At 69.1% G+C, this 24,586-nt stretch carries 28 protein-coding genes; 13 read left to right on the top strand and 15 right to left on the bottom strand.

Features of this window, described 5'->3' with window-relative positions; translation table 11 throughout:
- Window positions 1-15 precede the first annotated feature (15 nt).
- From AB5I40_RS16840 to ffh, 6 genes are all read right to left on the bottom strand, one after another.
- Window positions 16-255 carry an RNA-binding protein gene (locus AB5I40_RS16840; RefSeq protein ID WP_003103110.1) on the bottom strand — a complete coding sequence of 80 codons (240 nt, stop codon included), beginning with the start codon at window positions 253-255 and terminating at the stop codon, window positions 16-18.
- The gene (gene rpsP / locus AB5I40_RS16845; protein WP_116205654.1) at window positions 252-695 is read right to left on the bottom strand and encodes a 30S ribosomal protein S16; all 444 of its coding nucleotides are present in this window, start codon (window positions 693-695) and stop codon (window positions 252-254) included. Before rpsP ends, AB5I40_RS16840 begins: the two co-directional genes overlap by 4 nt.
- 190 nt (window positions 696-885) lie before the next feature.
- A complete protein-coding gene (locus tag AB5I40_RS16850) occupies window positions 886-1,677 on the bottom strand; it encodes a lysostaphin resistance A-like protein (protein ID WP_370939455.1) in 792 nt (263 codons plus the stop codon).
- A gap of 104 nt (window positions 1,678-1,781) precedes the next feature.
- The gene (locus tag AB5I40_RS16855; protein WP_370939456.1) at window positions 1,782-2,504 is read right to left on the bottom strand and encodes a lysostaphin resistance A-like protein; all 723 of its coding nucleotides are present in this window, start codon (window positions 2,502-2,504) and stop codon (window positions 1,782-1,784) included.
- A 98-nt stretch (window positions 2,505-2,602) separates the two neighbouring features.
- Window positions 2,603-3,676 (bottom strand): amidohydrolase family protein, encoded by a 1,074-nt coding sequence (locus AB5I40_RS16860; protein WP_370939457.1) that lies wholly within the window; start codon window positions 3,674-3,676, stop codon window positions 2,603-2,605.
- On the bottom strand, window positions 3,673-5,208 hold the full coding sequence (gene ffh, locus AB5I40_RS16865) for a signal recognition particle protein (protein ID WP_370939459.1): 1,536 nt from the start codon (window positions 5,206-5,208) through the stop codon (window positions 3,673-3,675). The genes AB5I40_RS16860 and ffh overlap by 4 nt, the downstream gene beginning before the upstream one ends.
- A gap of 209 nt (window positions 5,209-5,417) precedes the next feature.
- Between ffh and AB5I40_RS16870 the strand changes: the two genes are divergently transcribed.
- Entirely contained in the window at window positions 5,418-7,211 is a 1,794-nt protein-coding gene (locus AB5I40_RS16870; protein WP_370939460.1) for an ABC transporter ATP-binding protein, read from the top strand.
- 9 nt (window positions 7,212-7,220) lie between these two features.
- Window positions 7,221-7,673: a MarR family winged helix-turn-helix transcriptional regulator gene (locus AB5I40_RS16875; RefSeq protein ID WP_370939461.1), complete on the top strand. Its 453-nt coding sequence runs from the start codon at window positions 7,221-7,223 to the stop codon at window positions 7,671-7,673.
- A 199-nt stretch (window positions 7,674-7,872) separates the two neighbouring features.
- Here AB5I40_RS16875 and AB5I40_RS16880 read toward each other — a convergent pair whose 3' ends face one another.
- The 4 genes from AB5I40_RS16880 to AB5I40_RS16895 form a co-directional block, all read right to left on the bottom strand.
- Window positions 7,873-8,250 carry a hypothetical protein gene (locus AB5I40_RS16880; protein ID WP_370939462.1) on the bottom strand — a complete coding sequence of 126 codons (378 nt, stop codon included), beginning with the start codon at window positions 8,248-8,250 and terminating at the stop codon, window positions 7,873-7,875.
- A gap of 185 nt (window positions 8,251-8,435) precedes the next feature.
- On the bottom strand, window positions 8,436-10,745 hold the full coding sequence (locus AB5I40_RS16885; protein WP_370939463.1) for a [protein-PII] uridylyltransferase: 2,310 nt from the start codon (window positions 10,743-10,745) through the stop codon (window positions 8,436-8,438).
- A 3-nt stretch (window positions 10,746-10,748) separates the two neighbouring features.
- On the bottom strand, window positions 10,749-11,087 hold the full coding sequence (locus tag AB5I40_RS16890) for a P-II family nitrogen regulator (RefSeq protein ID WP_370939465.1): 339 nt from the start codon (window positions 11,085-11,087) through the stop codon (window positions 10,749-10,751).
- The gene (locus AB5I40_RS16895; protein WP_370939466.1) at window positions 11,084-12,451 is read right to left on the bottom strand and encodes an ammonium transporter; all 1,368 of its coding nucleotides are present in this window, start codon (window positions 12,449-12,451) and stop codon (window positions 11,084-11,086) included. The genes AB5I40_RS16890 and AB5I40_RS16895 overlap by 4 nt, the downstream gene beginning before the upstream one ends.
- 174 nt (window positions 12,452-12,625) lie before the next feature.
- Between AB5I40_RS16895 and AB5I40_RS16900 the strand changes: the two genes are divergently transcribed.
- The 4 genes from AB5I40_RS16900 to AB5I40_RS16915 are packed head-to-tail and all read left to right on the top strand — an operon-like array spanning window position 12,626 to window position 15,635.
- Window positions 12,626-13,498, top strand: a complete 873-nt coding sequence (locus AB5I40_RS16900) for a putative RNA methyltransferase (protein ID WP_370939467.1) — start codon at window positions 12,626-12,628, stop codon at window positions 13,496-13,498.
- A gap of 11 nt (window positions 13,499-13,509) precedes the next feature.
- Window positions 13,510-14,796, top strand: coding sequence for an O-acetylhomoserine aminocarboxypropyltransferase/cysteine synthase family protein (locus tag AB5I40_RS16905; RefSeq protein WP_370939468.1), 1,287 nt, complete (start codon window positions 13,510-13,512; stop codon window positions 14,794-14,796).
- Window positions 14,793-15,269 (top strand): CoA-binding protein, encoded by a 477-nt coding sequence (locus AB5I40_RS16910; RefSeq protein ID WP_370939470.1) that lies wholly within the window; start codon window positions 14,793-14,795, stop codon window positions 15,267-15,269. Before AB5I40_RS16905 ends, AB5I40_RS16910 begins: the two co-directional genes overlap by 4 nt.
- 30 nt (window positions 15,270-15,299) lie before the next feature.
- Window positions 15,300-15,635, top strand: a complete 336-nt coding sequence (locus tag AB5I40_RS16915; RefSeq protein WP_370939471.1) for a DUF6228 family protein — start codon at window positions 15,300-15,302, stop codon at window positions 15,633-15,635.
- Here AB5I40_RS16915 and AB5I40_RS16920 read toward each other — a convergent pair.
- Genes AB5I40_RS16920 through AB5I40_RS16930 form a run of 3 tightly spaced genes read right to left on the bottom strand, consistent with a single transcriptional unit; the run spans window position 15,628 to window position 16,938 of the window.
- On the bottom strand, window positions 15,628-16,449 hold the full coding sequence (locus AB5I40_RS16920; protein ID WP_370939472.1) for a class I SAM-dependent methyltransferase: 822 nt from the start codon (window positions 16,447-16,449) through the stop codon (window positions 15,628-15,630). The genes AB5I40_RS16915 and AB5I40_RS16920 overlap by 8 nt on opposite strands.
- Window positions 16,446-16,772 (bottom strand): VOC family protein, encoded by a 327-nt coding sequence (locus AB5I40_RS16925; protein WP_370939473.1) that lies wholly within the window; start codon window positions 16,770-16,772, stop codon window positions 16,446-16,448. Before AB5I40_RS16925 ends, AB5I40_RS16920 begins: the two co-directional genes overlap by 4 nt.
- Window position 16,773: 1 nt before the next feature.
- The gene (locus AB5I40_RS16930; RefSeq protein ID WP_370939474.1) at window positions 16,774-16,938 is read right to left on the bottom strand and encodes a ribbon-helix-helix protein, CopG family; all 165 of its coding nucleotides are present in this window, start codon (window positions 16,936-16,938) and stop codon (window positions 16,774-16,776) included.
- A gap of 70 nt (window positions 16,939-17,008) precedes the next feature.
- On the opposite strand from AB5I40_RS16930, the gene AB5I40_RS16935 reads away from it, so the two are divergent.
- From AB5I40_RS16935 to AB5I40_RS16945, 3 genes are all read left to right on the top strand, one after another.
- Window positions 17,009-17,185: a hypothetical protein gene (locus tag AB5I40_RS16935; protein WP_167441866.1), complete on the top strand. Its 177-nt coding sequence runs from the start codon at window positions 17,009-17,011 to the stop codon at window positions 17,183-17,185.
- 137 nt (window positions 17,186-17,322) lie between these two features.
- Entirely contained in the window at window positions 17,323-17,655 is a 333-nt protein-coding gene (locus AB5I40_RS16940; protein WP_370939475.1) for a type VII secretion target, read from the top strand.
- Complete coding sequence (locus tag AB5I40_RS16945; RefSeq protein WP_370939476.1) at window positions 17,652-19,745, top strand: WXG100 family type VII secretion target; 2,094 nt, start codon at window positions 17,652-17,654, stop codon at window positions 19,743-19,745. Before AB5I40_RS16940 ends, AB5I40_RS16945 begins: the two co-directional genes overlap by 4 nt.
- Window positions 19,746-19,859: 114 nt before the next feature.
- Here the strand turns inward: AB5I40_RS16945 and alc are convergent, their stop codons facing one another.
- Together alc and allB are read right to left on the bottom strand one after the other, a co-directional pair.
- Complete coding sequence (gene alc, locus AB5I40_RS16950) at window positions 19,860-20,879, bottom strand: allantoicase (protein WP_370939477.1); 1,020 nt, start codon at window positions 20,877-20,879, stop codon at window positions 19,860-19,862.
- A gap of 4 nt (window positions 20,880-20,883) precedes the next feature.
- Window positions 20,884-22,212 carry an allantoinase AllB gene (allB, locus tag AB5I40_RS16955; protein WP_370939478.1) on the bottom strand — a complete coding sequence of 443 codons (1,329 nt, stop codon included), beginning with the start codon at window positions 22,210-22,212 and terminating at the stop codon, window positions 20,884-20,886.
- 108 nt (window positions 22,213-22,320) lie between these two features.
- On the opposite strand from allB, the gene AB5I40_RS16960 reads away from it, so the two are divergent.
- The 4 genes from AB5I40_RS16960 to pucL all read left to right on the top strand — a co-directional run bounded on the left by AB5I40_RS16960 (window position 22,321) and on the right by pucL (window position 24,581).
- Window positions 22,321-22,797, top strand: coding sequence for a helix-turn-helix domain-containing protein (locus tag AB5I40_RS16960; protein WP_370939479.1), 477 nt, complete (start codon window positions 22,321-22,323; stop codon window positions 22,795-22,797).
- A 92-nt stretch (window positions 22,798-22,889) separates the two neighbouring features.
- Window positions 22,890-23,375, top strand: a complete 486-nt coding sequence (uraD, locus tag AB5I40_RS16965) for a 2-oxo-4-hydroxy-4-carboxy-5-ureidoimidazoline decarboxylase (protein ID WP_370939480.1) — start codon at window positions 22,890-22,892, stop codon at window positions 23,373-23,375.
- A complete protein-coding gene (gene uraH, locus AB5I40_RS16970; protein ID WP_370939481.1) occupies window positions 23,372-23,689 on the top strand; it encodes a hydroxyisourate hydrolase in 318 nt (105 codons plus the stop codon). The genes uraD and uraH overlap by 4 nt, the downstream gene beginning before the upstream one ends.
- A gap of 1 nt (window position 23,690) precedes the next feature.
- Window positions 23,691-24,581, top strand: a complete 891-nt coding sequence (gene pucL, locus AB5I40_RS16975) for a factor-independent urate hydroxylase (protein ID WP_370939482.1) — start codon at window positions 23,691-23,693, stop codon at window positions 24,579-24,581.
- The last annotated feature ends 5 nt before the right edge of the window (window positions 24,582-24,586 follow it).

Raw genomic sequence — 24,586 nt, forward strand, 5'->3', positions numbered from 1 at the left:
CCGAGAATCTCGGGGTCAGCGATCGGTGTCGACGACGTCCACGCGGACGCCGCGGCCGCCGATGCCGCCCATCACGGTGCGCAGAGCGGTCGCGGTGCGCCCGCCCCGGCCGATCACCTTGCCGAGATCGTCGGGGTGGACGTGCACCTCGAGCGTGCGGCCACGACGCGTGGTCAGCAGCTCGACCCGGACCTCGTCCGGGTTGTCGACGATCCCGCGCACCAGGTGCTCGAGGGAGTCGGCGAGGAAGCTCACTCGGACTTCTCGCCCTCAGCGGCTTCTGCCTTCTCGGCCTCGGCCTTCTTCGGGGCCGACTTCTTCTTCGGCGTGGTGGCCTCGGTGGAGGGCTCCTCGCCGGCCGCGGCCAGCGCCGCGTTGAACAGGTCCTGCTTGGACGGCTTCGGCTCGGCCACCTTCAGGGTGCCCTCGGCGCCCGGCAGGCCCTTGAACTTCTGCCAGTCGCCGGTGATCTCGAGGATGCGCTGGACCGGCTCGGTCGGCTGCGCGCCGACGCCCAGCCAGTACTGCGCCCGCTCGGTGTCGACCTCGATGAAGCTCGGCTCTTCCTTCGGGTGGTACTTGCCGATCGTCTCGATGGCCTTGCCGTCCCGGCGGGTGCGCGCGTCGGCGATGATGATGCGGTAGTACGGCGCACGGATCTTGCCGAGGCGCTGCAGCTTGATCTTGACGGCCACGGGTGTGGGTACTCCTCAGTGCTGTGTGGTGCAGGGCGCGCGCGGAACCCGTGGGGACAGGCTCGCGGCGCCCGGAGGTCAGGAGCTTCCACACGGCGAGAGGGTCCGGCGGAAGCGGGCAAGCAAACATTCTGCCAGACGCCCTGCGCCGAGCCCGCACAAGGCCCCGGTTATGCATGCATAACCGGGCTCAGAAGGACGCGAGCCCGAGCGCTCCGAGCAGGATCGCGACCGCGGGCAGGAAGTTGTTGACCGCGTGCGCGACGATGCTGCCCGCCAGCCTTCCGGTGGACAGCCGGGCGAGCCCGATCGGGATGGAGATCACCAGCAGCAGCGTGGTGCGCAGCGGTTCCAGGTGGCTGGCCGCGAACACCGCGGTGGACAGCAGGAACGCGGCGAAGCGCCCCCACCGCTCGCTGCGCCACTGCAGCCGTTCCACCGCGCCCCAGAGCAGGCCGCGGTAGATGATCTCCTCGCAGATCGGCCCGAGCAGCCACAGGTAGCCGAACATCACCGCGGCGGCGGGCACGGACATCTTGCGGTCGTCGACCAGCGCGCTGATCGCCGACGTCGCGTCCGCCGAGCCGACCAGCTGGGTCCACACGTAGGCGCTCAGCGAGGTGAGCACGAGGCCGAGCATGCCGAATTTGAGCCCGGTCCAGACGTCCGCCCAGCGCCATTCGAGCCGCAAGTCGAGCTTCGGGCCGTTGCCGCGGACGACGGTGATCAGCACCGCGACGCCGGCGGCGATCATGGTGGGCAGCATCGTGCCGAGCAGCACCGTGCTGATCGGCAGCGGCCTGCCCGGAGCCGTCGCGCCGGCGAGCGCGCCGATGAACGCGGCCGACGCCAGCAGAACGGCCTCGACCAGCAGGAAAGCCCCGAATCCCCAGCGATGCGGCGGGAACGCGGTCGGTTCGGCCACGAAGTCCTCCGGGGAGAGCGCGCTGGAGAGGGGTTCACCGGGCTGTGATGTGGTCACGCCCGCCTCCCCGTGCTCGCTCTGCTCACCGGTCGAGCCTAGCGGCCGAAATGGTTTCGCACAGTACTCGACCGGTCACCGGTTTCCGCATTTTCCGCCCGTGCTCAGTGCCCGATGAAGAGCAGGACGGCGGGCGGCAGGTTGTTGGCCGCGTGCGCGAGGACGCTCGCCGAGGTCCGGCCGGAGTAATGCCGCGCGAGCCCAAGGACGAGGCCCTGGCCGAACAGCGCGATGGTGCGCGTGGTTTCGCCGTGCAGCAGCGCGAACACCAGCGAGGTGAGCACGAGGATCACCCACGGCGGGATCTTGTAGTGCGCCAGTGCGTTCCAAAGTGCGCCGCGCAGCAGCAGTTCCTCGGTGAGCGGGACGGCGATCACCAGCACGAGCGCGGTCGCGACGAGCCAGACCGGGCTGCCGCCGGACACGTCGGGCAGGTCGGTGAGCGGGCTGTCGGACACCTCGTCGCCGCCGAAAACGGCGATTTCGGCGGCGTTCAGCACGAAGCCGACGACGAGGGCGAGCAGGCCGCAGGCCAGGCCGATGCGGAGATCGCGTCCTCTCGTGCGGAGTCCGAAGTCGCGTTCGAGTCCGGAGCCGTAGCGCAGGGAGGCGATCACCGGGCCCAGGCCGAGGATCAGGTTCGGCAGGAAGGCCAGCAGCAGCAACGGTCCCGCGTACGCCTCGATCGGGTCGTCGTCGCGGACGTGACGGTTGAAGGCGGCCGCGGTGAGGAGGGTGACGAGGTAGTAGCCGGCGACTCCGAAGAAGAACGCGGCAAAGGCCCAATGGGCGCCCAGAATTCGCTTTCCCCCACCGTCTTCGGCCACGGGTTCACGCTATGTGCCTGTGCTGTGGCGCATCGAGGCGGGGTCGCGTCGCACTCGCCCGTAGCCGTTGCTCACTGCTCGCGTCCGCATTGGGGCGGTCAGTGGAAGACCGTGCCGCCCAAGACGATGTGGGTCGGGTGGTGCAGGGCGGCGAGATCCTCGCGCGGGTCGTCGGCGTAAACGATCAGGTCCGCCGGGGCGCCGTGCTCGATACCGGGGTGGCCCAGCCATTCGCGCGCTTCCCAGGACGCGCTCGCGAGTGCCTGCGTACGCGACATCCCAGCGCGGTGGAGCGCTTCGACCTCGTCGGCGATACGGCCGTGGTCGACCATGCCGCCCGCGTCCGTGCCCGCGAAGACGCGTACGCCCGCTTCAACCGCCGAGGACACCATCTCGCCGACGCCTGCGTGCAGCGCGCGCATGTGGGCCGCGTACGTCGGGTACTTGCCTGCCTTGTCCGCGATGCCGGGGAAGTTCTCGATGTTGATGAGCGTGGGCACCAACGCGACGTCGCGGCGCGCGAGTTCGGCTAGCTGGTCTGGCGACAGCGCGGTGCCGTGTTCGAGGCAGTCGATGCCAGCGCCGATCAAGCCGGGCAACGCGGCTTCGCCGAACACATGCGCGGTGACGCGGGCGCCGAGGTCGTGGGCGACGCGGATGGCTTCAGTGAGTACATCGTCCGGCCACAGTGGGGCGAGGTCGCCTTCGCCGCGGTCGATCCAGTCGCCGACGAGTTTGACCCAGCCGTCGCCGTCGCGGGCCTGTTCGGCGACCGCTTCGGGCAGCAGCGCCGGGTCGTCCAGTTCGATCGCGAACCCGGGGATGTACCGCTTGGGCAGCGCCAGATGCCGTCCGCAGCGGATGATCGTGGGCAGGTCCGCGCGCGATTGCAGCGGCCGGACGTCGAGCGGCAGACCGCAGTCGCGGATCAGCAGCGTGCCCGCGTCGCGGTCGGTCGCGGCCTGGTCCGCCGCCTCCTCCACCGACAGTCCGCCGCTCGGGCCGAGACCCGGGTGGCAGTGCGCGTCGACGAGCCCCGGGACCACGAATCCGCCGACGGACAGCGTTTCCGCGCCGGGAACCGGCTCGAACGACAGCTTTCCGTCCTGGATCCAGAGGTCACGCGGTTCGCCGTCGGGCAGGACGGTGCCGGAAAGGCGCAGCGGGCTCAATTGTTCTTCGGGTCCTTCGGCAGCTTGAACTTGGACGGGTCGAAGCCGGGCACGTCGTTCATGCCGCCGAGCTGGGACAGGTCCGGCATTCCGCCGGGCATGCCGCCGCCGGGCGGAAGCATCGGCATGCCGCCGGGCATCCCGCCGCGCATCCTGGGCTGCGTGGGGCCCTTTTTGCCCTTCTTCCCCTTCTTGCCCTTGCGGTTCTTGCTTCCGCCGCCTCCGAAGCCGAACCGCCCCGCCATCTGCGCCATCATCTTGCGCGCCTCGAAGAAGCGGTTGACCAGGTCGTTGACCTCGCGGACGGTCACGCCGGAGCCGTTCGCGATGCGCAGCCTGCGCGAGCCGTTGATGATCTTCGGGTCGGCGCGCTCGGCGGGCGTCATGCCGCGGATGATCGCCTGGAGCCGGTCGAGCTGCTTGTCGTCGACCGAGGCGAGCTGGTCTTTCATCTGGCCCGCGCCGGGCAGCATGCCGAGCAGGTTGCCGATCGGGCCCATCTTGCGCACGGCGAGCATCTGCTCGAGGAAGTCCTCCAGCGTGAGCTGCCCGCTGGTGAGCTTCTGCGCGGCCTGTTCGGCCTGCTCCTGGTCGAAGTGCTGTTCGGCCTGCTCGATGAGGGTCAGCACGTCGCCCATGCCCAGGATGCGCGAGGCCATCCGGTCCGGGTGGAACGTGTCGAAGTCCTCGAGCTTTTCGCCGTTGGACGCGAAGAGGATCGGCTGGCCGGTGACCTCGCGGACGGACAGCGCCGCACCACCGCGGGCGTCGCCGTCGAGCTTCGTGAGCACCACGCCGGTGAAGCCGACGCCGTCGCGGAACGCCTCGGCCGTGGTGACCGCGTCCTGACCGATCATGGCGTCGACCACGAACAGGACTTCGTCCGGCTGCACGGCTTCACGGATGTCCGCGGCCTGCTTCATCAGCTCTTCGTCGACACCGAGGCGGCCCGCGGTGTCGACCACGACGATGTCGTACTGCGCGTGCTTGGCCTCTTCGATCGCGCGGCGGGCGACGTCGACCGGGTCGCCGACGCCGTTGCCCGGCTCCGGCGCGAACGTGGTGACGCCCGCGCGCTCGCCGACGATCTGCAGCTGGTTGACCGCGTTCGGCCGCTGGAGGTCGCAGGCGACCAGCATCGGCGCGTGGCCCTGCTTCTTCAGCCACATCGCCAGCTTGCCCGCCAGCGTCGTCTTGCCAGCACCCTGGAGACCGGCGAGCATGATCACCGACGGCGGGTTCTTGGCCAGGTTCAGCCGCCGCGTCTCGCCGCCGAGGATGCCGACGAGCTCCTCGTTGACGATCTTGACGACCTGCTGCGCCGGGTTCAGCGCCTGGGAGACCTCGGCGCCCTTCGCCCGGTCCTTGATCTTCGCGATGAACGCCTTGACCACCGGGAGCGCGACGTCCGCTTCCAGCAGCGCGATGCGGATCTCGCGCGCGGTGGCGTCGATGTCGGCGTCGGACAGCCGGCCCTTGCGCGAGAGCGACTGCAGGGCCGAGGTGAGCCGATCGGAGAGGGTGTCGAACACGGGGGTGCACGCTCCAGCTGGGTCGAAAGTTCGCGTGCCGGGCGGTGCTCGGCACCCCCGGCATCTTCCGAGGGTAGCCGCCCCGGCCGCCCGGCCTTCACGGGTACGGGAAGGGTACTACGCATACGCGCACTAACTGACCGAGCAACAACAGCTCAACCGCGCGAAAATCTCTCGCATCGGCTCGGGAATTAAGTAAACATAGGCGTATGACATCAGCTACTGCCCGGCGTCCGACGCTCGCCGAACCGGCAGGGGACGAGGAAGAACAGGTGCCGTTCCGCCGCATCGCGGGCCTGTTCCGGCCGCACTGGCGGGCGCTGGCTGGGCTGTGCGTGCTGCTGGTCGTGCAGGCCGGGCTGGGCGTCGCCTCGCCGTTCCTGCTGCGGGAGATGCTGGACACCGCGCTGCCGCACCGCGACGCCCTGCTGGTGAGCCTGCTGGCGATGGGGATGATCGCCGCCGCGCTCGGGTCCGGGGCGCTGAGCGTGCGGACCACCGGGCTGTCCAACACCATCGGCCAGCGGGTGATGAACGAGCTGCGGGTGTCCGTCTACAGCCATCTGCAGCGGATGTCGCTGGGCTTCTACACCCGGACCAAGACCGGCGAGGTGCTGTCGCGGGTCTTCAACGACATCGGCGGCGTGGACAACGTCGTGACCGGGACCGCCGCGTCGATCGTGCAGAACGGCACCACCGCGCTCGCGATCGCCGTGGCAATCCTGATCATGGACTGGCAGCTGGCGCTGTTGTCGCTGGTCGTCGTGCCGTTGTTCCTGCTGTTCACGTTGCGGCTCGGCGGCAAGCAGCGGAAGCTCGCCCGCGGCCGGACGCGGCGGATGGCCCGGCTGACCACGATCGTCGAGGAATCGCTGTCGGTCACCGGCGTGCTGCTGGCCAAGACGATGGGCAACGCGAAGCTCATGCGCGACCGGTTCGCCGAGGAATCGCGCGAGGTCGCGGCGCTGGAGCGCAGTGCCGCGCTGGCCGGACGGTGGCAGCGGGCGGCGCGGTCGATGAGCCTGACGATCGTCCCGGCGCTGGTCTACTGGGCGGCCGGGCTCGAACTCGCGGGCGGGGCGGCGCCGATCTCGCTGGGCACGGTCGTCGCGTTCACCAGCATGTTGAACCGGCTGCTCGCGCCTGCGACGGCGATGCAGACCGTGGGCCAGAACGTCGCGTCGGCGAAGGCGTTGTTCGGGCGGATCTTCGAGGTGCTCGACCTGCCGGTGGAGATCGGCGACCGGCCGGGCGCGCGTGAACTGGTGCTGAGCGGCGGAGCGGTTTCGATGCGCGGGGTCTCGTTCCGCTACGACGACGAGGGTCCGTGGACGTTGCGCGACATCGATCTCGACGTGCCTGCCGGAACCACGACGGCGTTGGTCGGGTCGACGGGTTCGGGGAAGACCACGCTCGCCTATCTGGTCGCTCGGTTGTACGAGGTGACCGAGGGGAGGGTGCGCGTGGACGGGACGGATGTCCGGGACGTGACGCTCGCGTCGCTGGCCGCCGGGGTCGGGCTGGTGTCGCAGGAGACGTATCTGTTCCACGCGTCGGTGCGAGAGAACCTGCGGTTCGCGAAGCCGGACGCTACCGACGAGGAGCTGGAGAACGCCGCGAAGGCCGCGCACATTCACGACACGCTCGCCGCGCTGCCGGAGGGGTACGACACCGTGGTCGGGGAACGCGGGTACCGGTTTTCCGGCGGGGAGAAGCAGCGGATGGCGATCGCGCGGATCCTGTTGCGCAATCCGCCGGTGCTGATCCTGGACGAGGCGACGAGTTCGCTGGACAACCGCACCGAGCGGGCGGTGCAGGCGGAGCTGGACCGGCTCGCCGCCGGGCGCACGACGATCGCGATCGCGCATCGGCTGTCCACTGTGGAGCATGCGGATCAGATCGCGGTGCTGGACGCGGGGCGGATCGTCGAGCGGGGGACGCACGCGGAGTTGCTGGCCGCGGACGGGAGGTATGCCGCGCTGGTGCGCGGGGAAACCGCCTAATCTGGGCCGATGGAGACCGAACCCGACGCGGACCGGGCCGATGAGCTGGCGACGCTGGCCCGGTCGGTGCGCGAGGGCGTCGGGCGGCTGAACTGGCGGATGCGCTTCGAGGCGGGCCCGCCCGCTCCGGGACCGGCCGTGCTGGCGGTGCTTTCGCGGCTGTACCGGGGCGGCACGCACACGCCGGGCGAGCTGGCCGAGGCCGAGCGGATCCATCCGCAGTCGCTGACGCGAATCCTGGCCTCGCTGGCCGAACGCGAGCTGATCACGCGCACCCCGGATCCGGCGGACGGGCGGCGGTCGCTGATCGACCTCACCCCGGCCGGGCTGCGGGAGCTGCGCCAGTACTCGATCGCGCGGGAGACGTGGCTGGCCGCGGCCCTCGAACGGACGCTGAGTCCTACTGAACAGGAGCTGCTCCGGCTCGCGGCCGGACTGCTGGCGCGGATCGCGGATTCCTGAGTCCTGGGAGTTCCGGGGCGGCCGCTCCCCACGGCCGTCCCCGGAACTGTGGCGGAAGAGCTCACCTCCCCAGGAGGCCTTCCGCCGCGGGCACGCGGAGCGGTTCCCCCTCGACCACCCGGCGTTGAGGAGAAGTCTGCCGTCCGGGGGCGGGCGCGCGGCAGCGTGAAGTCCCTCAATCCGGGCTGAGTAGTCCTACTCAAACGCGGGTGTCGGGTCCCGCGGAGTCGCTCGTGAAGTCGAAAAGCGGTTCGGCGTCGGCGAGTTCCTCGGCTGAGCAGCTGACCGCGCAGGCGGCGGCCTGGAGGACCTCGGTGAGGACCTCTACTTCGGACGGCGAGACGGTCGCGAGCGCGGGGTTGCGGACGTCCATGCGCCCCGCGAGACCGGCCAGTGCGTGGGAGAGCGCGTGCTGGCCTGCGACCAGCTGAGTTACTACTTCGGAGAGTTCGCCGAGGGTGGCTGCGGATCCGTCGCCGCGGAGGAGGGCGGAGAGTTCTTCGGCGCAGGTGCGGAGGTGTCCGGCCACGACTGTCGGAGGCAGCGAAAGCTCGGGCAGGTTCTCGTGACCTCGCACCGCGCTCACCTCGCCCCCTCGGTCGGACCTGCCATCCTGCCACCGGAATCGGCTTTGTCGCTTCCGACACCCCGGATGGGTGAGCCCGGATGGCGCAATCCGGCCGGGTCTGCTTGCCCTGGCCAGCGGTCCGTGAAGGACTCCTTGAGGGAATCTGATTCCTTCAAGGAGCCCTTCACGGACGGTCAGGAGACGGCGGCGAGGACGGCGTCGGTGATGGTGGTTCGCCACTGTGGAGTGACGTGACCGGAACGGGGCGAGAGGGCGAAGGAGTCGACTACCGCACCGCCTAGGGTGGCGGCTTTTGCCCAGTGGACGTCGGCTTCGGCACGGCGCAGGGCACTGGCTACGCGGAACAGGAGGCCGATGCGGTCGGCGGCGCGTAGTTCCAGCACGACGGCGTCGGGGCCGCTTGTTTCGTCGTCGAACCATCTGACTACTGGCTTGACCACGACGGGGGACGACGTGGCGTAGTCGCGTTCCTTCGCGGCCAGGCGTTGGGTGAGCGGCATCGTCCCGGCGACTGCGCGGGCGAACTGTTCGCGCAGCAGTGCGGGATCCGGCAGGGAGCCGAACTTCGGTGACGCCGTGAAGACGCCTGCTCGGCCGCGGCCGGAGTGTTCGCGCAAGACCGCGGAGTGGACCTCCAACGAATTCAGGGCCAGGACTCCGGCTGCGGGGGCCAGCAGTTCGCGGTCCGCGGGTACGGCCAGCAGCACGGTGACGACCTTGCCGTGTGCGGAGATCCGGATTTGGCCGACGCCCGTGCGAGCGGCCTCGGCGACTAGTTCGCGCTGGTCGTCGTCCAACGGTTCAGGGGGCGTGAAACCCTTGCCGTGCACGGCTTCCTCGCAGCCGCTGACCAGTTCGGCCAGCAAGCGGTCCTTCCAATCGGTCCAGACGCCGGGGCCGGTGGCGAGCGAGTCGGCACGGGTCAGGGCGTGCAGGAGTTCCAGCAGGACGACGTCGCGGTCCAGGGTTTTCACCACGCGCGAGATGGTCGCGGGGTCGCCGATGTCGCGTCTCGTCGCTGTGTGCGGGAGCAGCAGGTGGTGGCGGACCATGGCGGAGACCGTCGCGACGTCCGCGGGCGGGAGGCCCAGTCGTTGCGCTACTGAGGCGGAGATTTTCGCGCCCAGTTCCGAGTGGTCGGCGTCGCGGCCCTTGCCGATGTCGTGGAGCAGCGCGCCGATTAGGAGCAGGTCTGGTCGCGACACGGTGGTGGTCAGTTTTGCCGCTTCGACGCACGCTTGGACTAGGTGCCGGTCGACTGTCCACTGGTGTACCGGCGAGCGCGGCGGCAGGTCGCGTACGGCACCCCATTCGGGGAACAGCCGGGACCATAAGCCGGTGCGGTCTAGGGCTTCGACCGCGTCGACCAGGCCCTCCCCCGCACCCAGCAACTCGACGAGCGCGTTGCGGGCGTCGTCTGGCCAGGGTTCGCGCAGTTCGGGTGCCGATTCGGCGAGGGTGCGCAAAGTGCCTGGCGAGATGGGTTTTCGGGTGCGGGCAGAGGCGGCCGCGGCGCGAAGCAGGAGGGCTGGGTCTCGGGCCGGGAGCGCGTCTCGGGCCAGTGCGACCTCGTCGCCGTGCAGCACGACGCCCTCGGCCAGCGGGCGGCGGACTGGGCGTCGGCCGAAGCGTGGGCGTGGTTGTTCCACAGTGGACCGTAGGGCGACGTCGACGGCGTAGGCGATGGTCCGTCCCGCGCCGGAAAGCTTGCGGGCCAGGGTGAATCGGTCGCCGAGTTCCAGTTCGTGTGCGACGACGTCGGCATCGGCGGCACCGAGGATGTCTCGTTCGCGACGTGACTCGCGGCGCAGTTCGGTGCGGACGTCCAGCAGGAGTTGCTTGGCTGCCAACAGTTCCTCTCCGGGGCGGGCGGTGAGCTGTCCGGCGGCGAGGGCTTCCAGGACGCCGAAGTCGCGCAGTCCGCCGCGGCCGTGTTTCAGGTCTGGCTCGGCGGATTGGGCGATCTCGCCGCTGCGCCGCCACCGGGTGTGGACGGATTCGGCGAGGTCGGGCAAGCGTTTGCGGGCGGTGCGTCGCCACTGGTCGCGGGCGGCGGAGGCCAGGCGTTCGGTGAGACCCGGGTCGCCTGCCAGGTGCCGGGCATCGAGGAGGCCTAGCGCGGTGCGCAGGTCTTCGGCGGCGACTTTGAGGGCCTCGCCTGGGGTTCGGACGGAGTGGTCGAGGCCGACCCGGGCGTCCCACAGCGGGTACCAGAGGGCGTCGGCGATCTCTCCGATCTCGCCGTTTCCGTTGTGCAGCAACAGTAGATCGAGATCGGAGTACGGCACCAGTTCGCGCCGTCCCAAACCCCCTACGGCGACCAGCGCGACACCTGGGTCCGCGGTGTCGACGCCGGCCGCCGTCGCTCCTTTCCCGAGCCAGAACTCGTAGAGATCGACCAGTGACGCCCGCAGTGCGGGTGCTCCGTGCCGTCCTTCGAGCAGCAGCGCAGTGGCTCGGGCGAGTTCTCCCCCGTCGGTCATCGGCTACAGCGCGTCCGAGCCGCGTTCACCGGTGCGGACGCGGATGACCGTCTCCACCGGCGTCACCCAGATCTTTCCGTCGCCGATCTTTCCCGTGTGCGCGGCGGCGGTGACCGCGTCGAGGACCTTTTCGACGACGACGTCGTCCACCACGACCTCGATCTTCAGCTTGGCCACGAAATCCACCGAGTACTCCGCGCCCCGGTAGACCTCGGTGTGACCCTTCTGCCTGCCGTAGCCCTGGACCTCGCTCACCGTCATCCCGAGCACGCCCAGCTGCTCCAGCGAGGAGCGGACGTCGTCGAGCGTGAACGGCTTGACGATCGCGGTGATGAGCTTCATGCCTTGGTCTCCTCGAGTTTCGTGACGGGCTTGACCGGGAACGTCGCCGAGTGGCCGAGGCCGCCCATGCCGGTGAAGTCGTAGGCGCTCTCCGCGTGCTGGCCCTCGTCGATGCCGCTGACCTCGTGCTCGGTGCTGACGCGGAACCCGCCCGCCTTCTTGATCGCGAAGCCGATGATCAAGGTCATGATGAACGAGTAGCCCAATACCGCAAGCGCCGCGACCACCTGGATGCCCAGCTGCTTGAAGCCGCCGCCGTAGAAGAGGCCGTCCGCGCCCGCCGAGTTCACGCTCTTGGTGGCGAAGAACCCGATCAGGATGGTGCCGACGAGACCGCCGACGAGGTGCACGCCGACAACGTCGAGGGAGTCGTCGAAGCCGAAGCGGAACTTCAGCGAGATGGCCAGCGCGCACAGCACCCCGGCGATCAGGCCGATCGCGATCGAGCCGAGCGGGCTCACGAAACCGCAGGCGGGCGTGATGGCGACCAGGCCCGCGACCGCGCCGGAAGCCGCGCCGAGCGTGGTCGGCTTGCCGAACTTCAGCTGTTCCACGACCAGCCAGCCGAGCACGGCGGCCGCGGTCGCGACGGTGGTGTTGGTGAACGCGACGCCCGCGAGGTCGTTCGCGCCGAGCGCCGAACCGGCGTTGAAGCCGTACCAGCCGAACCACAGCAGCGACGCGCCGAGCAGGACGAACGGGACGTTGTGCGGACGGCCGGTGTCCTTCGGCCAGCCCTTGCGCTTGCCGAGCACCAGCGCGAGGGCGAGACCCGCGGCGCCCGCGTTGATGTGCACCGCCGTGCCGCCCGCGAAGTCGAGCGCCTTGAGCTGGTTGGCGATCCAGCCGCCCACCGCGTCCTTGCCGGTGAAACCGTCGAACGAGAACACCCAGTGCGCGACCGGGAAATACACGACAATCACCCAGATTGTCACGAAAAGCGTCCAGCCCCAGAACTTCGCGCGATCAGCGATGGCACCGGAAATCAGTGCCGGGGTGATGATCGCGAACATCAATTGGAACATGCAGAACGCGAGCAAGGGCAATGCGTCGGGACCCGGCCACGGAACCGCGGGCGGGCCAACGCTTGCCAGGCCGACGAGCTTGCCGAACGCGTCCGACAGGCCGGCGTAGTCGAAGTTCCCGACCAGGCCGCCGAAAGCGTCGTTGCCGAAGGACAGCGAGAACCCGAAGAGCACCCACAGGACTCCGACTATCGCGAGTGCGATGAAGTTCATCATCAACATGTTCAAAACGCTCTTCGCGCGGACCATGCCGCCGTAAAAGAACGCGAGGCCCGGGGTCATGAGCATGACCAGCGCGGCGCTGATCAGCACCCAGGCGGTGTCTCCGGCGTTCAGCACAATCGTCCTCCCGTGCCGTGGGCAACTGCAGAGGAAGTGTTGGCCCCGGGTGTTTCGCCGGCCTTCGATTCACGTTTCCCCCTCGTGAACTCCGGCGTGGTGGTTGTTACGGGGACGTTTCCGGGGAGCGGGGGCGAAGTGTCCGGTTAGGCAACGTCATGGTCGAATTACGCTATGTCATTACCTAACCGGGTGATCGAAGCGCTGCGCTGTTCGGTGTGCGCGGAGCCGGTCTCGCTGACCGGCCGGACGCTGCGCTGCGAGCGGCGGCATTCGTTCGATCTGGCCCGGCAGGGTTACGTCAACCTCCTGCACGCGCGCATCCCGGCGGGGACGGCCGACACCGCGCCGATGGTGGACGCGCGGGCGGCGTTCTTGTCATCCGGGGCGTACGCGCCGCTGGCCGACGCGGTCGCTGCCGCCGGTGCTGCTCCTGGATTGATCATCGACGCCGGAGCCGGGCCGGGCTATTACCTCTCGCGAGTGCTGGACGCCGCGCCGGACGCGGTCGGGCTCGCGCTGGACGTGTCGGCGATCGCGTTGCGGCGGGCCGCGCGGGCGCATGCGCGGCTCGGCGCGGCGGTGTGGAATCTGTGGGAGCCGTGGCCGGTGGGCGACGGGGTGGCGTCGGTGGTGCTGGACGTGTTCTCGCCGCGGAATGCCGCGGAGTTCCACCGAGTGCTCGCGCCGGGCGGGAAGCTCGTGGTGGCGTCGCCGTTGCCGGGGCATCTTGCGGAGCTGGGCGATCTGGTGCTCGCGGTGGACGCCCGGAAGGAAGAACGGCTCGAAGCGGCGCTGGGCGGGTTGTTCGTGCGGGAGTCCGGGGTCGAGGTCGTCCGGACTCAGGCGTTCAGCGCGGAGCAGGTGCGGGATGTCGTGGCGATGGGGCCCGCGGGGTTCCATCTGGACCGGGACGGGCGGCGCGAGCGGCTCGACGCTGCGTCAGGGCGAGACGTGACGCTGGCAGTCTCGGTAAGCGTGTGGCGGCGTGCCGAAGGGCCGGACCACTCCTCGGGAGGCTTGGTCAGCGGCGGAGGTGCTGGGTAGCGTGGCGGTCGATGAGCGAACGTACCTGGGGCTTCCGCACCCGCGCCCTGCACGCCGGCGGCACTCCCGACCCCACCACCGGGGCCCGTGCGGTGCCGATCTACCAGACGACCAGCTTCGTGTTCGAGGACGCGGCCGACGCCGCCAATCTGTTCGCGCTGCAGAAGTACGGGAACGTCTACAGCCGGATCGGCAACCCGACCGTCGCGGCGTTCGAGGAGCGCATCGCGAGTCTCGAAGGGGCCATCGGCGGGGTCGCGACGGCCAGCGGGCAGGCGGCGGAGTTCCTCACCTTCTCGGCGCTCGCGGAGTCCGGTGACCACATCGTGTCGGCGGCCGGGCTGTACGGCGGGACGGTCACGCAGCTCACCGGCACGCTCGCGCGGTTCGGCGTCGAGACGACGTTCGTGCACGGCGACACCGAGGAGTACGCCAAAGCGGTCACCGACCGCACGAAACTGATCTACACCGAGGTGATCGGCAATCCGAGCGGCGCGATCGCGGACCTCGCCGGGCTGGCCGATCTCGCGCATGCGCACGACATCCCGCTCGTGGTCGACGCAACGCTCGCCACGCCGTACCTCTGCCGCCCGATCGAGCACGGCGCGGACATCGTCCTGCACTCGGCCACGAAGTTCCTCGGCGGGCACGGCACGACGCTCGGCGGAGTCGTCGTCGAGGCCGGGACTTTCAACTGGGGCAACGGAAACTTCCCCCGGATGACCGAGACCGTCGACAGTTACGGCGGGCTCAAGTACTGGGAGAACTTCGGCGAGTACGCGTTTTGCACGCGGCTGCGCGCGGAGCAGTTGCGCGACATCGGCGCGGTGTTGTCGCCGCATTCGGCGTTTTTGCTGCTGCAGGGCGTGGAAACGTTGCCGCAGCGGATGGACGCGCACGTCGTCAACGCGCGGGCGATCGCGGAGTACCTGAACGCGGACCCGCGAGTCGCGTGGGTGTCCTACGCGGGATTGCCGGATCATCCGGACCACGAGCGGGCCGCGCGGTATCTGCCGCAGGGGCCGGGCGCGGTGTTTTCGTTCGGGGTCAAGGGCGGGCGCGCGGCGGGCGAGAAGTTCGTGGAGTCGGTGGAACTGTTGTCGCACTTGGCGAACGTCGGCGACGCGCGGACGTTGGTGATCCATCCCGCCTCGACAACGCACGCGCAACTGTCCGAGGACCAGCTCGCCGCGGCTGGCGTCGGCGCGGACTTGATCCGGTTGTCGGTCGGGCTGGAGGACGTCGAGGATCTGCTGTGGGATCTCGACCAGGCCCTCGACAAGGCGGTGACCGCATGAGCTACGACGTCGGAGCGGTCGAACGGCGGCGTCTTCTCGGGCGCACGAAATCGGTGACGGTCGTGGGCGCGTCGGCGAATCCGGCGCGGCCGAGCTACTTCGTGGCGACGTATCTGCTGTCTTCGACGCGGTACGACGTCAACTTCGTGAACCCGCGGCTCGACACGTTGCTGGGGCGGCCGGTGTATCCGTCGCTGGCGGACGTGCCGGGCGAGCTGGATCTAGTGAGCGTGTTCCGCAAGCACGATGACCTCCCCGGGGTGGCCGAGGAGGTCATCGACGCTGGGGCGCGGACGTTGTGGCTTCAGCTCGGGTTGTGGCACGAACCGGTGGCGGATCACGCCCGTGAGGCGGGGCTGGACGTGGTGATGAACCGTTGCGTGAAGATCGAGCACGCGCGGTTCGCGGGCGGGTTGCATCTGGCTGGGTTCAACACCGGGGTGATCAGTTCCCGGCGGCAAACGGCACCGTAAACCGGGTGCTGACCTGGGTACGGTTGGCGAGTGAACGTGAACCGCCCCGAGGTCGAGATGACCCGTCTGGATGACCTCGAGGTCGTATTCGCCGGTGAGTCGGTCTCGGTGCGCTTCGGCGAACGGCACGCGGCGACCCACCATCTCGACCGGCGGCTGTTCTTCACCGTGCGCGTCCAGGCGCCTGGGCTCGAACTGGCGTGGACGATCCGGCCCTGGCGGCACTCCGGGTACGGCGAATGGGAAGCCACCGTCACGACTTCGATGGAGGCTGGCGCGGAGAAGGACGACCTGGCCGCCCAGATGCACGCTTTCCTTACCGCCGAAGGGTTTCCGGTCGAGTACAGCGAAGCCGAGTTCAGCTGACCGTCGCGACCAGGAACTCCTCCCCCGCCGTCTCCAGGCCGTCCGAGCGACCCGACAGATACCGCTTGTTCAGCTCAACCGCACTGACGTGCTGGACGTCCTGAAACCCGCATTCCCGCGCGAAATCCAGCATCTCGTCCGGCGCGAAGAAGCTCACGAACGGCGTCCCGGCCGCCTTCGCGCCCTGCATCGCCGCTGCTCGCGCCGCGCGGTCGGGCCCGTCCAGATACTCCTCCGGCATCTGGAACGTCATCGCCACCACAGTGCCCGGCGCGAACCCTGCGAGCGCGCGCAACGTCGCGGCGTTGGCCTCGCGACTCAGGTACATGCTGACGCCCGTGGACGCCACCACGGCAGGCTTCGCAAGGTCGAAACCGTTGGCGGCCAAGCGTTCCGGCCATTGCTCGCCGGATTCGAAGTCGACCGGCACGAACCGGTACGGCGCGGGCAGGCCCAGCGCGGCCAGCCGTTGCCGCTTCCACTCCTGTGTGCCCGGCTGGTCGATCTCGAACACCCGCACGCCCAGCTCCGGCTCCCGCTGCGCGAAGGTGTCCAGCCCGGCGCCGAGCAGGACGTACTGCGAGACCCCGCGTTCGCGCACCAGATCCTCGACGAACCGGCTGCGCAGCGCGATCCCCGCGCGGAACCGCTGGGTGAAGTCCAGGTCCATGTCCGGCCGGGACCGCCAGTCCGGGCCGGGGTCCGCCAGCCGGAGACCGATCTCGTCGACGAGCGCGTGCGGCGGCGGATCGGCAAGCACGTGCAGCGCGCGCCACAACGCGACGCGCACCGCGGTGTGGTCCGGCTCGCTCACTTGGGGGCTCGCAGGATCCAGGCTCGGCCGTCCGGGTCCCGCACGGTCATCTCGCGCGTGCCGTAGTGGGTGTCCTCGAAGGGGGTGACGACGTCGAGCCCCGCGTCGACCGACTCGTCCGGCACCGCCACCACCACGCTCGTGCGCGGCTCCTGGCTTTCCGGGACCTCGGCGACGAACACCGGCACGCCGTCGCCGTTCGACAGCTGGCCCGAGTTGTGGTCGGTCTCGAAGTCGAGGCTGAATCCCACGCGCTGCAGGAACTTCGCGGTCTTGCCCCAGTTGTGCGTCTCCAGGAAAAGCATGGTGATGCCGTCGCTCATGTCAGCTGTCCTCTCGCTCGTCGGACGGGGTGTCGAGGTAAGCCCGCAAAGCCGCCGTGACCAGCGCGGACAACGACTGCTCGTTCTCGATCGCCCGGTACTTCACCTGCTTGATCAGCTCGACCGGCAGGTAGACGTTGAATTGTTTGACCTCTTCACCGGCCATGTCTAGGATGCTAGCAATCTAGCCAGTGGCGGACAAGTCCCGGCCGCGGCCGCCATGAGAAGGTGGAGGCATGGCGAAACCCTCCGGGCTGCAGATCAGGAACATCATCGCCGCCGTCCTGATGGCTGCCGCGTTCGTGTTCAACCTGGTGACCGGCGGCCCGTGGTGGGTCACCGCGATCGTCGGCGTCGCGGCGCTGCTGTCCTCCTTCTCCGCCTACCTGAACCGGCCGAGCGCCCGGGGCTGACCCGCCGGGGCAATCCGGCCCGGACGCTCGGGCAGGAAGCCCTCTCGTTCACCCTTCCTCCGCACGGACGTCGCCTGCGGTTCAGCCGCCGCTGCTCTACTCGGCGCGGCCCGATCGCGGCAGGCGAAGGAGTGTTGGTGGCAGGGAACGGCTTCACCGTCCACACGGACGAGTTGCACAAATTCAGCGAATACCTGGACAAGACCACCGTGCCGACGGTGAACGACTCCGCGAAGGCGGTCGACGACGCCAACGGCGGGGACATCGACGCGTTCGGCGTCGTGCTGGCACAGGTGCTCGCCATTCCCGCGCGGATCGCGTTGAAGGTCGTCTCCGACAATCTGCACGGCGTCGCGAAAGACGTGACCGACAGCGCGGACAAGACTCGCCAGGCCAGCGAGCAGTACAGCAAGGGCGACCAGGACCTCGCGAAGGCGTTCGACAAGTTCAAGCCGGAGCAGGTGAAATGAGCGCGGTCGTTCCCATCACCGACTCGAACAGCACCACCGGCGCGGGTGTCGCGGACAGCTGGCACAGCGTCGTCTCGTCGATCCAGGAGATCCAGCACCTGCACGGCGGCGACGCGGCCGCCGTGGGGGTCGAGATCGGCGTTTCGATCGTCGGCGCGGTCGCGGACACCGCGGCGTTCGTCCTCGACCCGTTCGGCAAGCTGATCGCGGCCGGGCTCGGCTGGCTGATCGAGCACATCTCGTTCCTCAAGGAGGGCCTCGACAAGCTGGCGGGCGACCCCGCGGCGATCAACAAGATGGCCGAGGAACTGCACAAGACCGCCGAGAACCTGCGCAACGCGGCGAAGGACCTGGACGCCACGCTGCAGAAGACGGTCGCCAACTGGCAGGGCGACGGAGCCGAGGCGTTCAAGAAGAACATCGCCGACCGGCGCGGACAGATCGACAGCGCCGGAGAGGCGGTCGACGCCGCGGGTTACGTCGTCAAGACGACGATGGCCCTGGTCTCCGTGGTGCGGTCGCTGATCCGCGACCTGATCACGACGTTCCTCGGCGACGTCATCGCGACCATGCTGATCGCGCTCGCGATGGCGGCGTTCACGTTCGGCGCGTCGATCGTCGTCGGGGTGGGCAACGTGATCCGGTCGGGGATCTCGCTGGCGCTGACGATGGCGTCCAAGATCGCCCGGGTGGTCGGCCTCGGCGGGCGGACCGCGAGCAGGCTGGCCCAGCTGGCGGAGAAGGTCAAGCCTTCGCGCGGCGGCGGCGGTGCGCATGGCGGGGGCAACAACCACGAGATGACCGACCTCAACCCCGGCGGTTCCGGAGGCCACGGCGGCGGGGGCGGCGGTGGGCAGGGCGGCCAGGGCGGTCACGGCGGTCACGGCGGGAACAACACTCCGCACGAGGACACGCCTGGCGGCAACAACCATCACGAAGATGCGCCGGGCGGGAACAACCACCACGACGACAACGCCGGTGGGAACAACACTCCGCACGACGACACGCCAGGCAACAACAACCCGCACGAGGACACCCCGGGTGGCAACAACCACCACGAGGATCCGCCGGGCGGGAACAATCATCACGAGGACACTCCCGGCGGCAGCAACACTCCGCACGAAGACACCCCCGGCGGCAACAACCACCACGAGGACACTCCCGGCGGGAACAACCATCACGAAGATGCGCCGGGCGGGAACAACAACCCGCACGAGGAGCGGCCGAACAACCAGCCGCACGAGGACGATCCGTTCGACACCTGGCTGGCCGCGGACCAGCACTTCAACCCGCCGCCCAACCGCCCGCACGACACCCCGGGCGGAAACAATCATCACGAGGACACCCCCGGTGGCGGGGGCAACCATGAGAACACGCCGGGCGGCAGCGGCCACGACAACACTCCCGGCGGGAACAACCACGAGGACGCCCCCGGCGGGAGTGGCAACCACGAAAACACGCCGGGCAACACCGGCCACGACAACACCCCGGGCGGCAACAACCACCACGAGGACACCCCCGGCGGCAACAACACCCCGCACGAAGACACGCCTGGCGGCAACAACCATCACGACGACCAGCCGGGCAACAACACGAACCACGAGGACAACGCGGGCAACACCGGCCACGACAACAACGCGGGCGGCAACCACCAGGAAGGCAACCAGGGCGGCGGCGAGCACGGGAACACTCAGGGCAACCAAGGCGGGACCGGGCGGCCCTCCGGACCGCAGTCGCCGTTCAAGGTGCACGACTTCAGCTGGATGAAGAAGCACGAAGGCTGGCTGGAAAACCTGTGCAACCGTCCCGAGGTCCAGAAGTACACCGGGGGCAAGAACGTCTGGAAAGACATCGTCAAGGCTCCGGACGACTACTTCAAGACGCACCCGAACCTGTACCCCTTCATGAAGGGGCTGGCCGACGCGAAGAGCAGCAAGAACTTCGTAGGCTGGATGGGCAAGGACGCCGTCAACTTCGACAAGGCGATCACCGACATCCACATGCAGGCCGAGGAATCCTGGAAGGCCTCCGACGAGGAGTGGCGCAAGGAGCACCCGGACCCCGCCGCTGAAGGCAGCGGCGCGGAGTAACCCCGGCCAAAAGCCGTGAGGGCCACCCTGAGGGAATCAGATTCCCTCAGGGTGGCCCTCACGGCAGTTCCCCGGCCGGGACCGGAGCATGGCTGGCGAGTGCGGGACCGGAACTCAGTCGGACGTCTCGGCGAATCGCGCGGTCACGGCTTCCCGGCCGCGTTTGCTCAGTTCGCCGAAGAGGCGCAGCCGGGCGAGGCCGCCGTCCGGGTAGATGTCCAGGCGGATCTCGGTTACCTCGGGGCCGTCGTCCGCCAGGGCGAAGCGGTGGCGGGTGTCGGGCTGCAACCTGGTGCGCGGCAACAACTCCACCCACTCGCCCTCGTCCGCGCGGCCGCTCACCGAAGCCCAGCCGGGCGCGTTTCCCTTGAGGTTGCTGGTGTCCAGCTCCACGAACCGGATCAAGCCCGCGCCCGCCAGCCGCACTGTCGCCCAGTCGTTGCCGTCGTCTCGGCGGCGGGCGGTTTCCCAGCCTTCCGCCTGGTGCGCGGCGAGGCCCGGCGAGAGCATGTTGTTCGGCGACGAATAGAACATGTCGCTGCATCCGGTGACGACCGCGCCGTTTTCCAAAGCTGCCAGGTCCAGCGAGCGCGGGTCGAGCAGCGAGGGGTCCGGCACCGGCGAACCGTGTACTCGCAGTCGTGCGACGCCGCCGTCGGGGTGCTGGGTGAGGCGTACGTGGGTGTAGCGACGCGGGGACGTCACCTTGTAGTAGTTCTCCGAGTCGCCGACCGCCGGTTCGTGGTCGACCAGGACGTCCCAGTCCGCGTCCTGCAGCTCAGCCGCACTCGGGTAGCCGGGGACCGAAGTCGCCGCCACGGACACGAAGGGCGGGTAGTTGCCCTTGAAGAACGCCGTGTCCACCACCACTCCGGACACCACGCCGCCGAGGCCGAGGCGGACCAGGGCGTGGTCGTCGCCGGGTTCGCGGTGCCGCCGGGTCTCCCAGCCGTCGTACACCTGGCCTTTCGGTCCGAACGTTTCAGCGCGGTGCGCCGGCCGCCACGGGTTGACCAGGTTTTCCTTTTCGGCGAACAGTTCGTCGCTCGCCCACATCACGGTGCCCCCGAACAGGCGCGAGGCCAGATCGGGCTGGGTAGTCCACTCCGGACGGTCGGACACGTGCTCCTCCATCTCTTCAGCAATTGCCCCGGGTCAGCAAAGTCCCCCTCGGCTCGTCGCCGGTCACCGGCTCGCCGCGCAGCCAGGTGCCGCGCACGACACCCGCGAGCGGACGCTGGTCGTACGCGCTCACAGGGTTGCGGTGCGCGAGCTTCGCGACGTCCACGACGAAGGCTTCATCCGGCGCGAAGACGCAGAAATCGGCGTCCCCGCCCACTTCCAGCTTGCCCTTGCGCGTCATCCCCACCTGCGCGGCCGGCCGTTCGGCCATCCACCGCACCACGTCGACGAGACCGAAGCCGCGCTGGCGGGCCTGCGTCCAGATCGCGGGCAGACCGAGCTGCAGGCTGGAAATACCACCCCAGGCGAGACCGAAATCGCCGGTGTCAAAGCGTTTCAGCTCCGGCGTGCACGGCGAATGGTCGCTGACGATCGTGTCGATCGTGCCGTCGGCCAAACCCTGCCACAGCAATTCCCGGTTCGCCGCCTCGCGAATCGGCGGGCAGCACTTGAATTGCGTTGCCCCGTCCCGGATTTCCTCCGCGACGAACGACAGGTAGTGCGGGCAAGTTTCCACCGACAGCGCGACACCCTCACGGCGCGCGCTGGCGATCAGCGGCAAAGCGTCCGAAGAGGACAGATGCAGGACGTGCGCGCGAGCGCCGGTGCGCCGAGCCGCTTCGATCACGTGCGTGATGGCCAGGTTTTCCGCGCCGCGCGGGCGGGAACCGAGGAAGTCGTGGTACTTCTCGCCGTGCGGATCGGGGGCCGCGTCGATCGCTTCGGAATCCTCCGCGTGCACAATCATCTGCGCGTCGAACGACTTCAGCTCGCGCAGCGCGGATTCCAAGCCAGCAGCGTCCAGCGGAGGGAACTCGTCGACGCCGGAGTGCAGCAGGAAGCATTTGAAGCCGAAGACGCCCTCGTCGTGCAGCCCGCGAAGATCGCCTTCGTTGCCGGGAATCGCGCCGCCCCAGAACCCGACGTCCACGTGCACCCGGCCGCTCGCCGCCTTGCGCTTGACCTCCAGCGCGGCCACGTCGACCGTCGGCGGCAGGCTGTTGAGCGGCATGTCCACGATCGTCGTGACGCCACCGGCCGCGGCCGCGCGCGTCGCGGTCTCGAAGCCCTCCCATTCGGCGCGGCCAGGGTCGTTGACGTGTACGTGGGTGTCCACGAGACCGGGCAGCAGCACCTCGTCTTCGCCCAGGTCAACGACCCGCGCGCCGGCCATCTCGACGACGCCGGGTTCGACCGCGGCGATCCGGCCGTCCTGCACGCCGATCGTCGCCGGCCCGAGACCGGCGGGGGTCACCGCACGCGCGGCCCGCACCACGAGGTCCATCGACGGCACCCTCCAGTTCCACGTTACGGAAAGAGTCTTTCGCTCACCGAGATTAGACACGTCCTTCCCGGCTCGTCAACGCCGTCCCTCCCACGTTACGGTCACCAGGTGGAGTTGGAAGCCGAGTTCACCAGCGAGCCGTTCCGCGGCGAGGGCGCACCGCCGGAGCACGCCGTCCGCGCTCGCGACGCCGCCGACGCGGCCGGGCTCGACACCGACTTCGGCCCGCTCGGCACCCTGGCCCGCGGGACCGCCGACGAGCTGTTCGCCGCCCTGCCGTCGATCGCCCGCGCCGCCCTCGAAGGCGGGGCCACCCGGGTGACGCTGCAACTGCGCCGGACCGACGATTCCGACACCGTTCCCGCGGTCGAACTCAACAGCGCACTGTCGCGATTGATCGCCGACGTGGAACGCGAACTCGGCTCGAAACTCCGCGATCTCGACCGCCCGGAAAAGCAGCGCGCGGTGCGCCTGCTGCGCGAGCGAGGGGCCTTCAACCTGCGGAAATCGGTTTCGGCGGTCGCGGAGGAACTGGGCGTCACGCGGTTCACGGTCTACAACTACCTCAACCGGGAAGCCGACTGAAAGAGCCGCGGGCAACGATTCAACAAAGTGTTGACGCACGCTCGGCCCGGCCGTACGGTCAGCGGAACACCACCTCCCCGGAGGAGATTCCGTTGCCGCTCGCTCTCGCCGAGTTCAACTCCGCATCCGCTGCCGAACTCCGGCCGACGCTCACTGCCTGCCTGGCTGTGCCGCGCTGGGTCGACACGGTGCTCGAAGGCCGCCCGTACGCCGACTTCGCCGCGCTGAGCAAGAGCGCGGACAGCGCGACTCCGTTGCGGCGCAACGAGATCCGCGACGCGATCGCCGCGCACCCGAGGATCGGGGAACGGCCGACCAGCAAGGGCAGTGACGCCGACTGGTCCCGTTCGGAGCAGTCCGGAGTGGACAATGCGGACGAATTCGCCGCCGCCAACGCCGAATACGAAGAACGTTTCGGGCACGTTTTCCTGGTGTGCGCCAGCGGCCGCAGCGGCGAGGAACTGCTCGCGAACCTGCGCTCCCGGCTCGGCAACGACCCGGACACCGAACTCGACGTCGCCGGCGCGGAGCTGGCCAAGATCGCGCAACTGCGCCTGGCGAAAGCGGTAACAGCATGAGCCTCGTGACTACCCACGTCCTCGACACCGCGACCGGCAAGCCCGCCGCCGGGATCGCCGTGCGCTTCGAGCGCCAGGACGGCTCGCTGATCGCCGAAGGCGCGACCGACGACGACGGCCGCATCCGCGACCTCGGCCCGGACACGCTCGACCCCGGGGTGTACCGGCTGATCTTCGACACCGGGAGCTACCTCGGCCCGGAGGCGTTCTTCCCCGACGTCACGATCGCTTTCCGGATCGTCGACGGCACGTCGCACCACCACGTGCCGGTGTTGCTGAGCCCGTTCGCCTATTCCACCTATCGCGGGAGCTGACATGGGAATCTCGTTGGGCCCCAACCAGTACGGCAAGGCCGAGGTCCGCCTCGTCACCGTCCGGCGCACCGGCGGCGTGCACCATCTGCGCGACCTCACGGTGTCCTCGGCGCTGCGCGGCGACCTGTCGGCCACGCATCTCACCGGCGACAACTCCGCCGTGCTGGCCACCGACACGCAGAAGAACACGATGTACGCCTTCGCCAAGCAGCAGGACGTCGGCGAGATCGAGGACTTCGCCCTCCGGCTCGGCAGGCGCTTCGTGGACACGCAGGAAAAGATCACCGGCGCGCGGATCTCCGTCGAAGAGCAGGAGTGGGACCGCATCACGGTGGACGGCGCGCCGCACGACCACTCGTTCAGCAGCTCCGGCGGCGAACGCCGCACCACCACCGTCACCGTGCACGCCGACCGCGCCTGGGTCGTGTCCGGAGTGGACGGTCTTGTGGTGCTCAAGTCCACCGGGTCCGAATTCCACGGTTACCCGCAAGACGAATACACCACGCTCGCCGAAACCGACGACCGCATTCTCGCCACCGCCGTCACCGCGCGCTGGCGCTACGAGGGATACACCGGGATCGACTGGGCCAAGAGCCATCGGGAGATCCGGCAGACGCTCCTAGAGACGTTCGCCACCAAGCACAGTCTTTCGCTGCAGCAGACCCTGTACGCGATGGGCGAAGCCGTGCTGCGGGCACGGCCGGAAGTAGCCGAGATCCGGTTCTCTCTGCCCAACAAGCACCATTTCCTCGTCGATCTAAGCCCCTTCGGCCTCGAGAACCACAACGAGGTGTTCTACGCCGCCGACCGCCCGTACGGCCTCATCGAAGGCACGGTGGTCCGCGACGAAGCCGAAGAGCCCGGCCCGGCCTGGACCGACGCCGTGCTCTAGCCCCG

It is taken from the genome of Amycolatopsis sp. cg13, from assembly GCF_041346965.1.
GTDB lineage: Bacteria > Actinomycetota > Actinomycetes > Mycobacteriales > Pseudonocardiaceae > Amycolatopsis.

What these genes read in the sequence shown, in the direction of transcription:
- uraH (WP_370939481.1), top strand. Translation starts at nt 23,372, where the DNA reads ATGAGCCTCGTGACTACCCACGTCCTCGACACCGCGACCGGCAAGCCC.
- AB5I40_RS16890 (WP_370939465.1), bottom strand. Translation starts at nt 11,087, where the DNA reads ATGAAGCTCATCACCGCGATCGTCAAGCCGTTCACGCTCGACGACGTC.
- alc (WP_370939477.1), bottom strand. Translation starts at nt 20,879, where the DNA reads ATGGAGGAGCACGTGTCCGACCGTCCGGAGTGGACTACCCAGCCCGAT.
- AB5I40_RS16945 (WP_370939476.1), top strand. Translation starts at nt 17,652, where the DNA reads ATGAGCGCGGTCGTTCCCATCACCGACTCGAACAGCACCACCGGCGCG.
- AB5I40_RS16910 (WP_370939470.1), top strand. Translation starts at nt 14,793, where the DNA reads ATGAGCTACGACGTCGGAGCGGTCGAACGGCGGCGTCTTCTCGGGCGC.
- AB5I40_RS16870 (WP_370939460.1), top strand. Translation starts at nt 5,418, where the DNA reads ATGACATCAGCTACTGCCCGGCGTCCGACGCTCGCCGAACCGGCAGGG.
- AB5I40_RS16935 (WP_167441866.1), top strand. Translation starts at nt 17,009, where the DNA reads ATGGCGAAACCCTCCGGGCTGCAGATCAGGAACATCATCGCCGCCGTC.
- AB5I40_RS16925 (WP_370939473.1), bottom strand. Translation starts at nt 16,772, where the DNA reads ATGAGCGACGGCATCACCATGCTTTTCCTGGAGACGCACAACTGGGGC.
- AB5I40_RS16885 (WP_370939463.1), bottom strand. Translation starts at nt 10,745, where the DNA reads ATGACCGACGGGGGAGAACTCGCCCGAGCCACTGCGCTGCTGCTCGAA.
- AB5I40_RS16875 (WP_370939461.1), top strand. Translation starts at nt 7,221, where the DNA reads ATGGAGACCGAACCCGACGCGGACCGGGCCGATGAGCTGGCGACGCTG.
- AB5I40_RS16900 (WP_370939467.1), top strand. Translation starts at nt 12,626, where the DNA reads ATGTCATTACCTAACCGGGTGATCGAAGCGCTGCGCTGTTCGGTGTGC.
- AB5I40_RS16930 (WP_370939474.1), bottom strand. Translation starts at nt 16,938, where the DNA reads ATGGCCGGTGAAGAGGTCAAACAATTCAACGTCTACCTGCCGGTCGAG.
- pucL (WP_370939482.1), top strand. Translation starts at nt 23,691, where the DNA reads ATGGGAATCTCGTTGGGCCCCAACCAGTACGGCAAGGCCGAGGTCCGC.
- allB (WP_370939478.1), bottom strand. Translation starts at nt 22,212, where the DNA reads ATGGACCTCGTGGTGCGGGCCGCGCGTGCGGTGACCCCCGCCGGTCTC.
- AB5I40_RS16905 (WP_370939468.1), top strand. Translation starts at nt 13,510, where the DNA reads ATGAGCGAACGTACCTGGGGCTTCCGCACCCGCGCCCTGCACGCCGGC.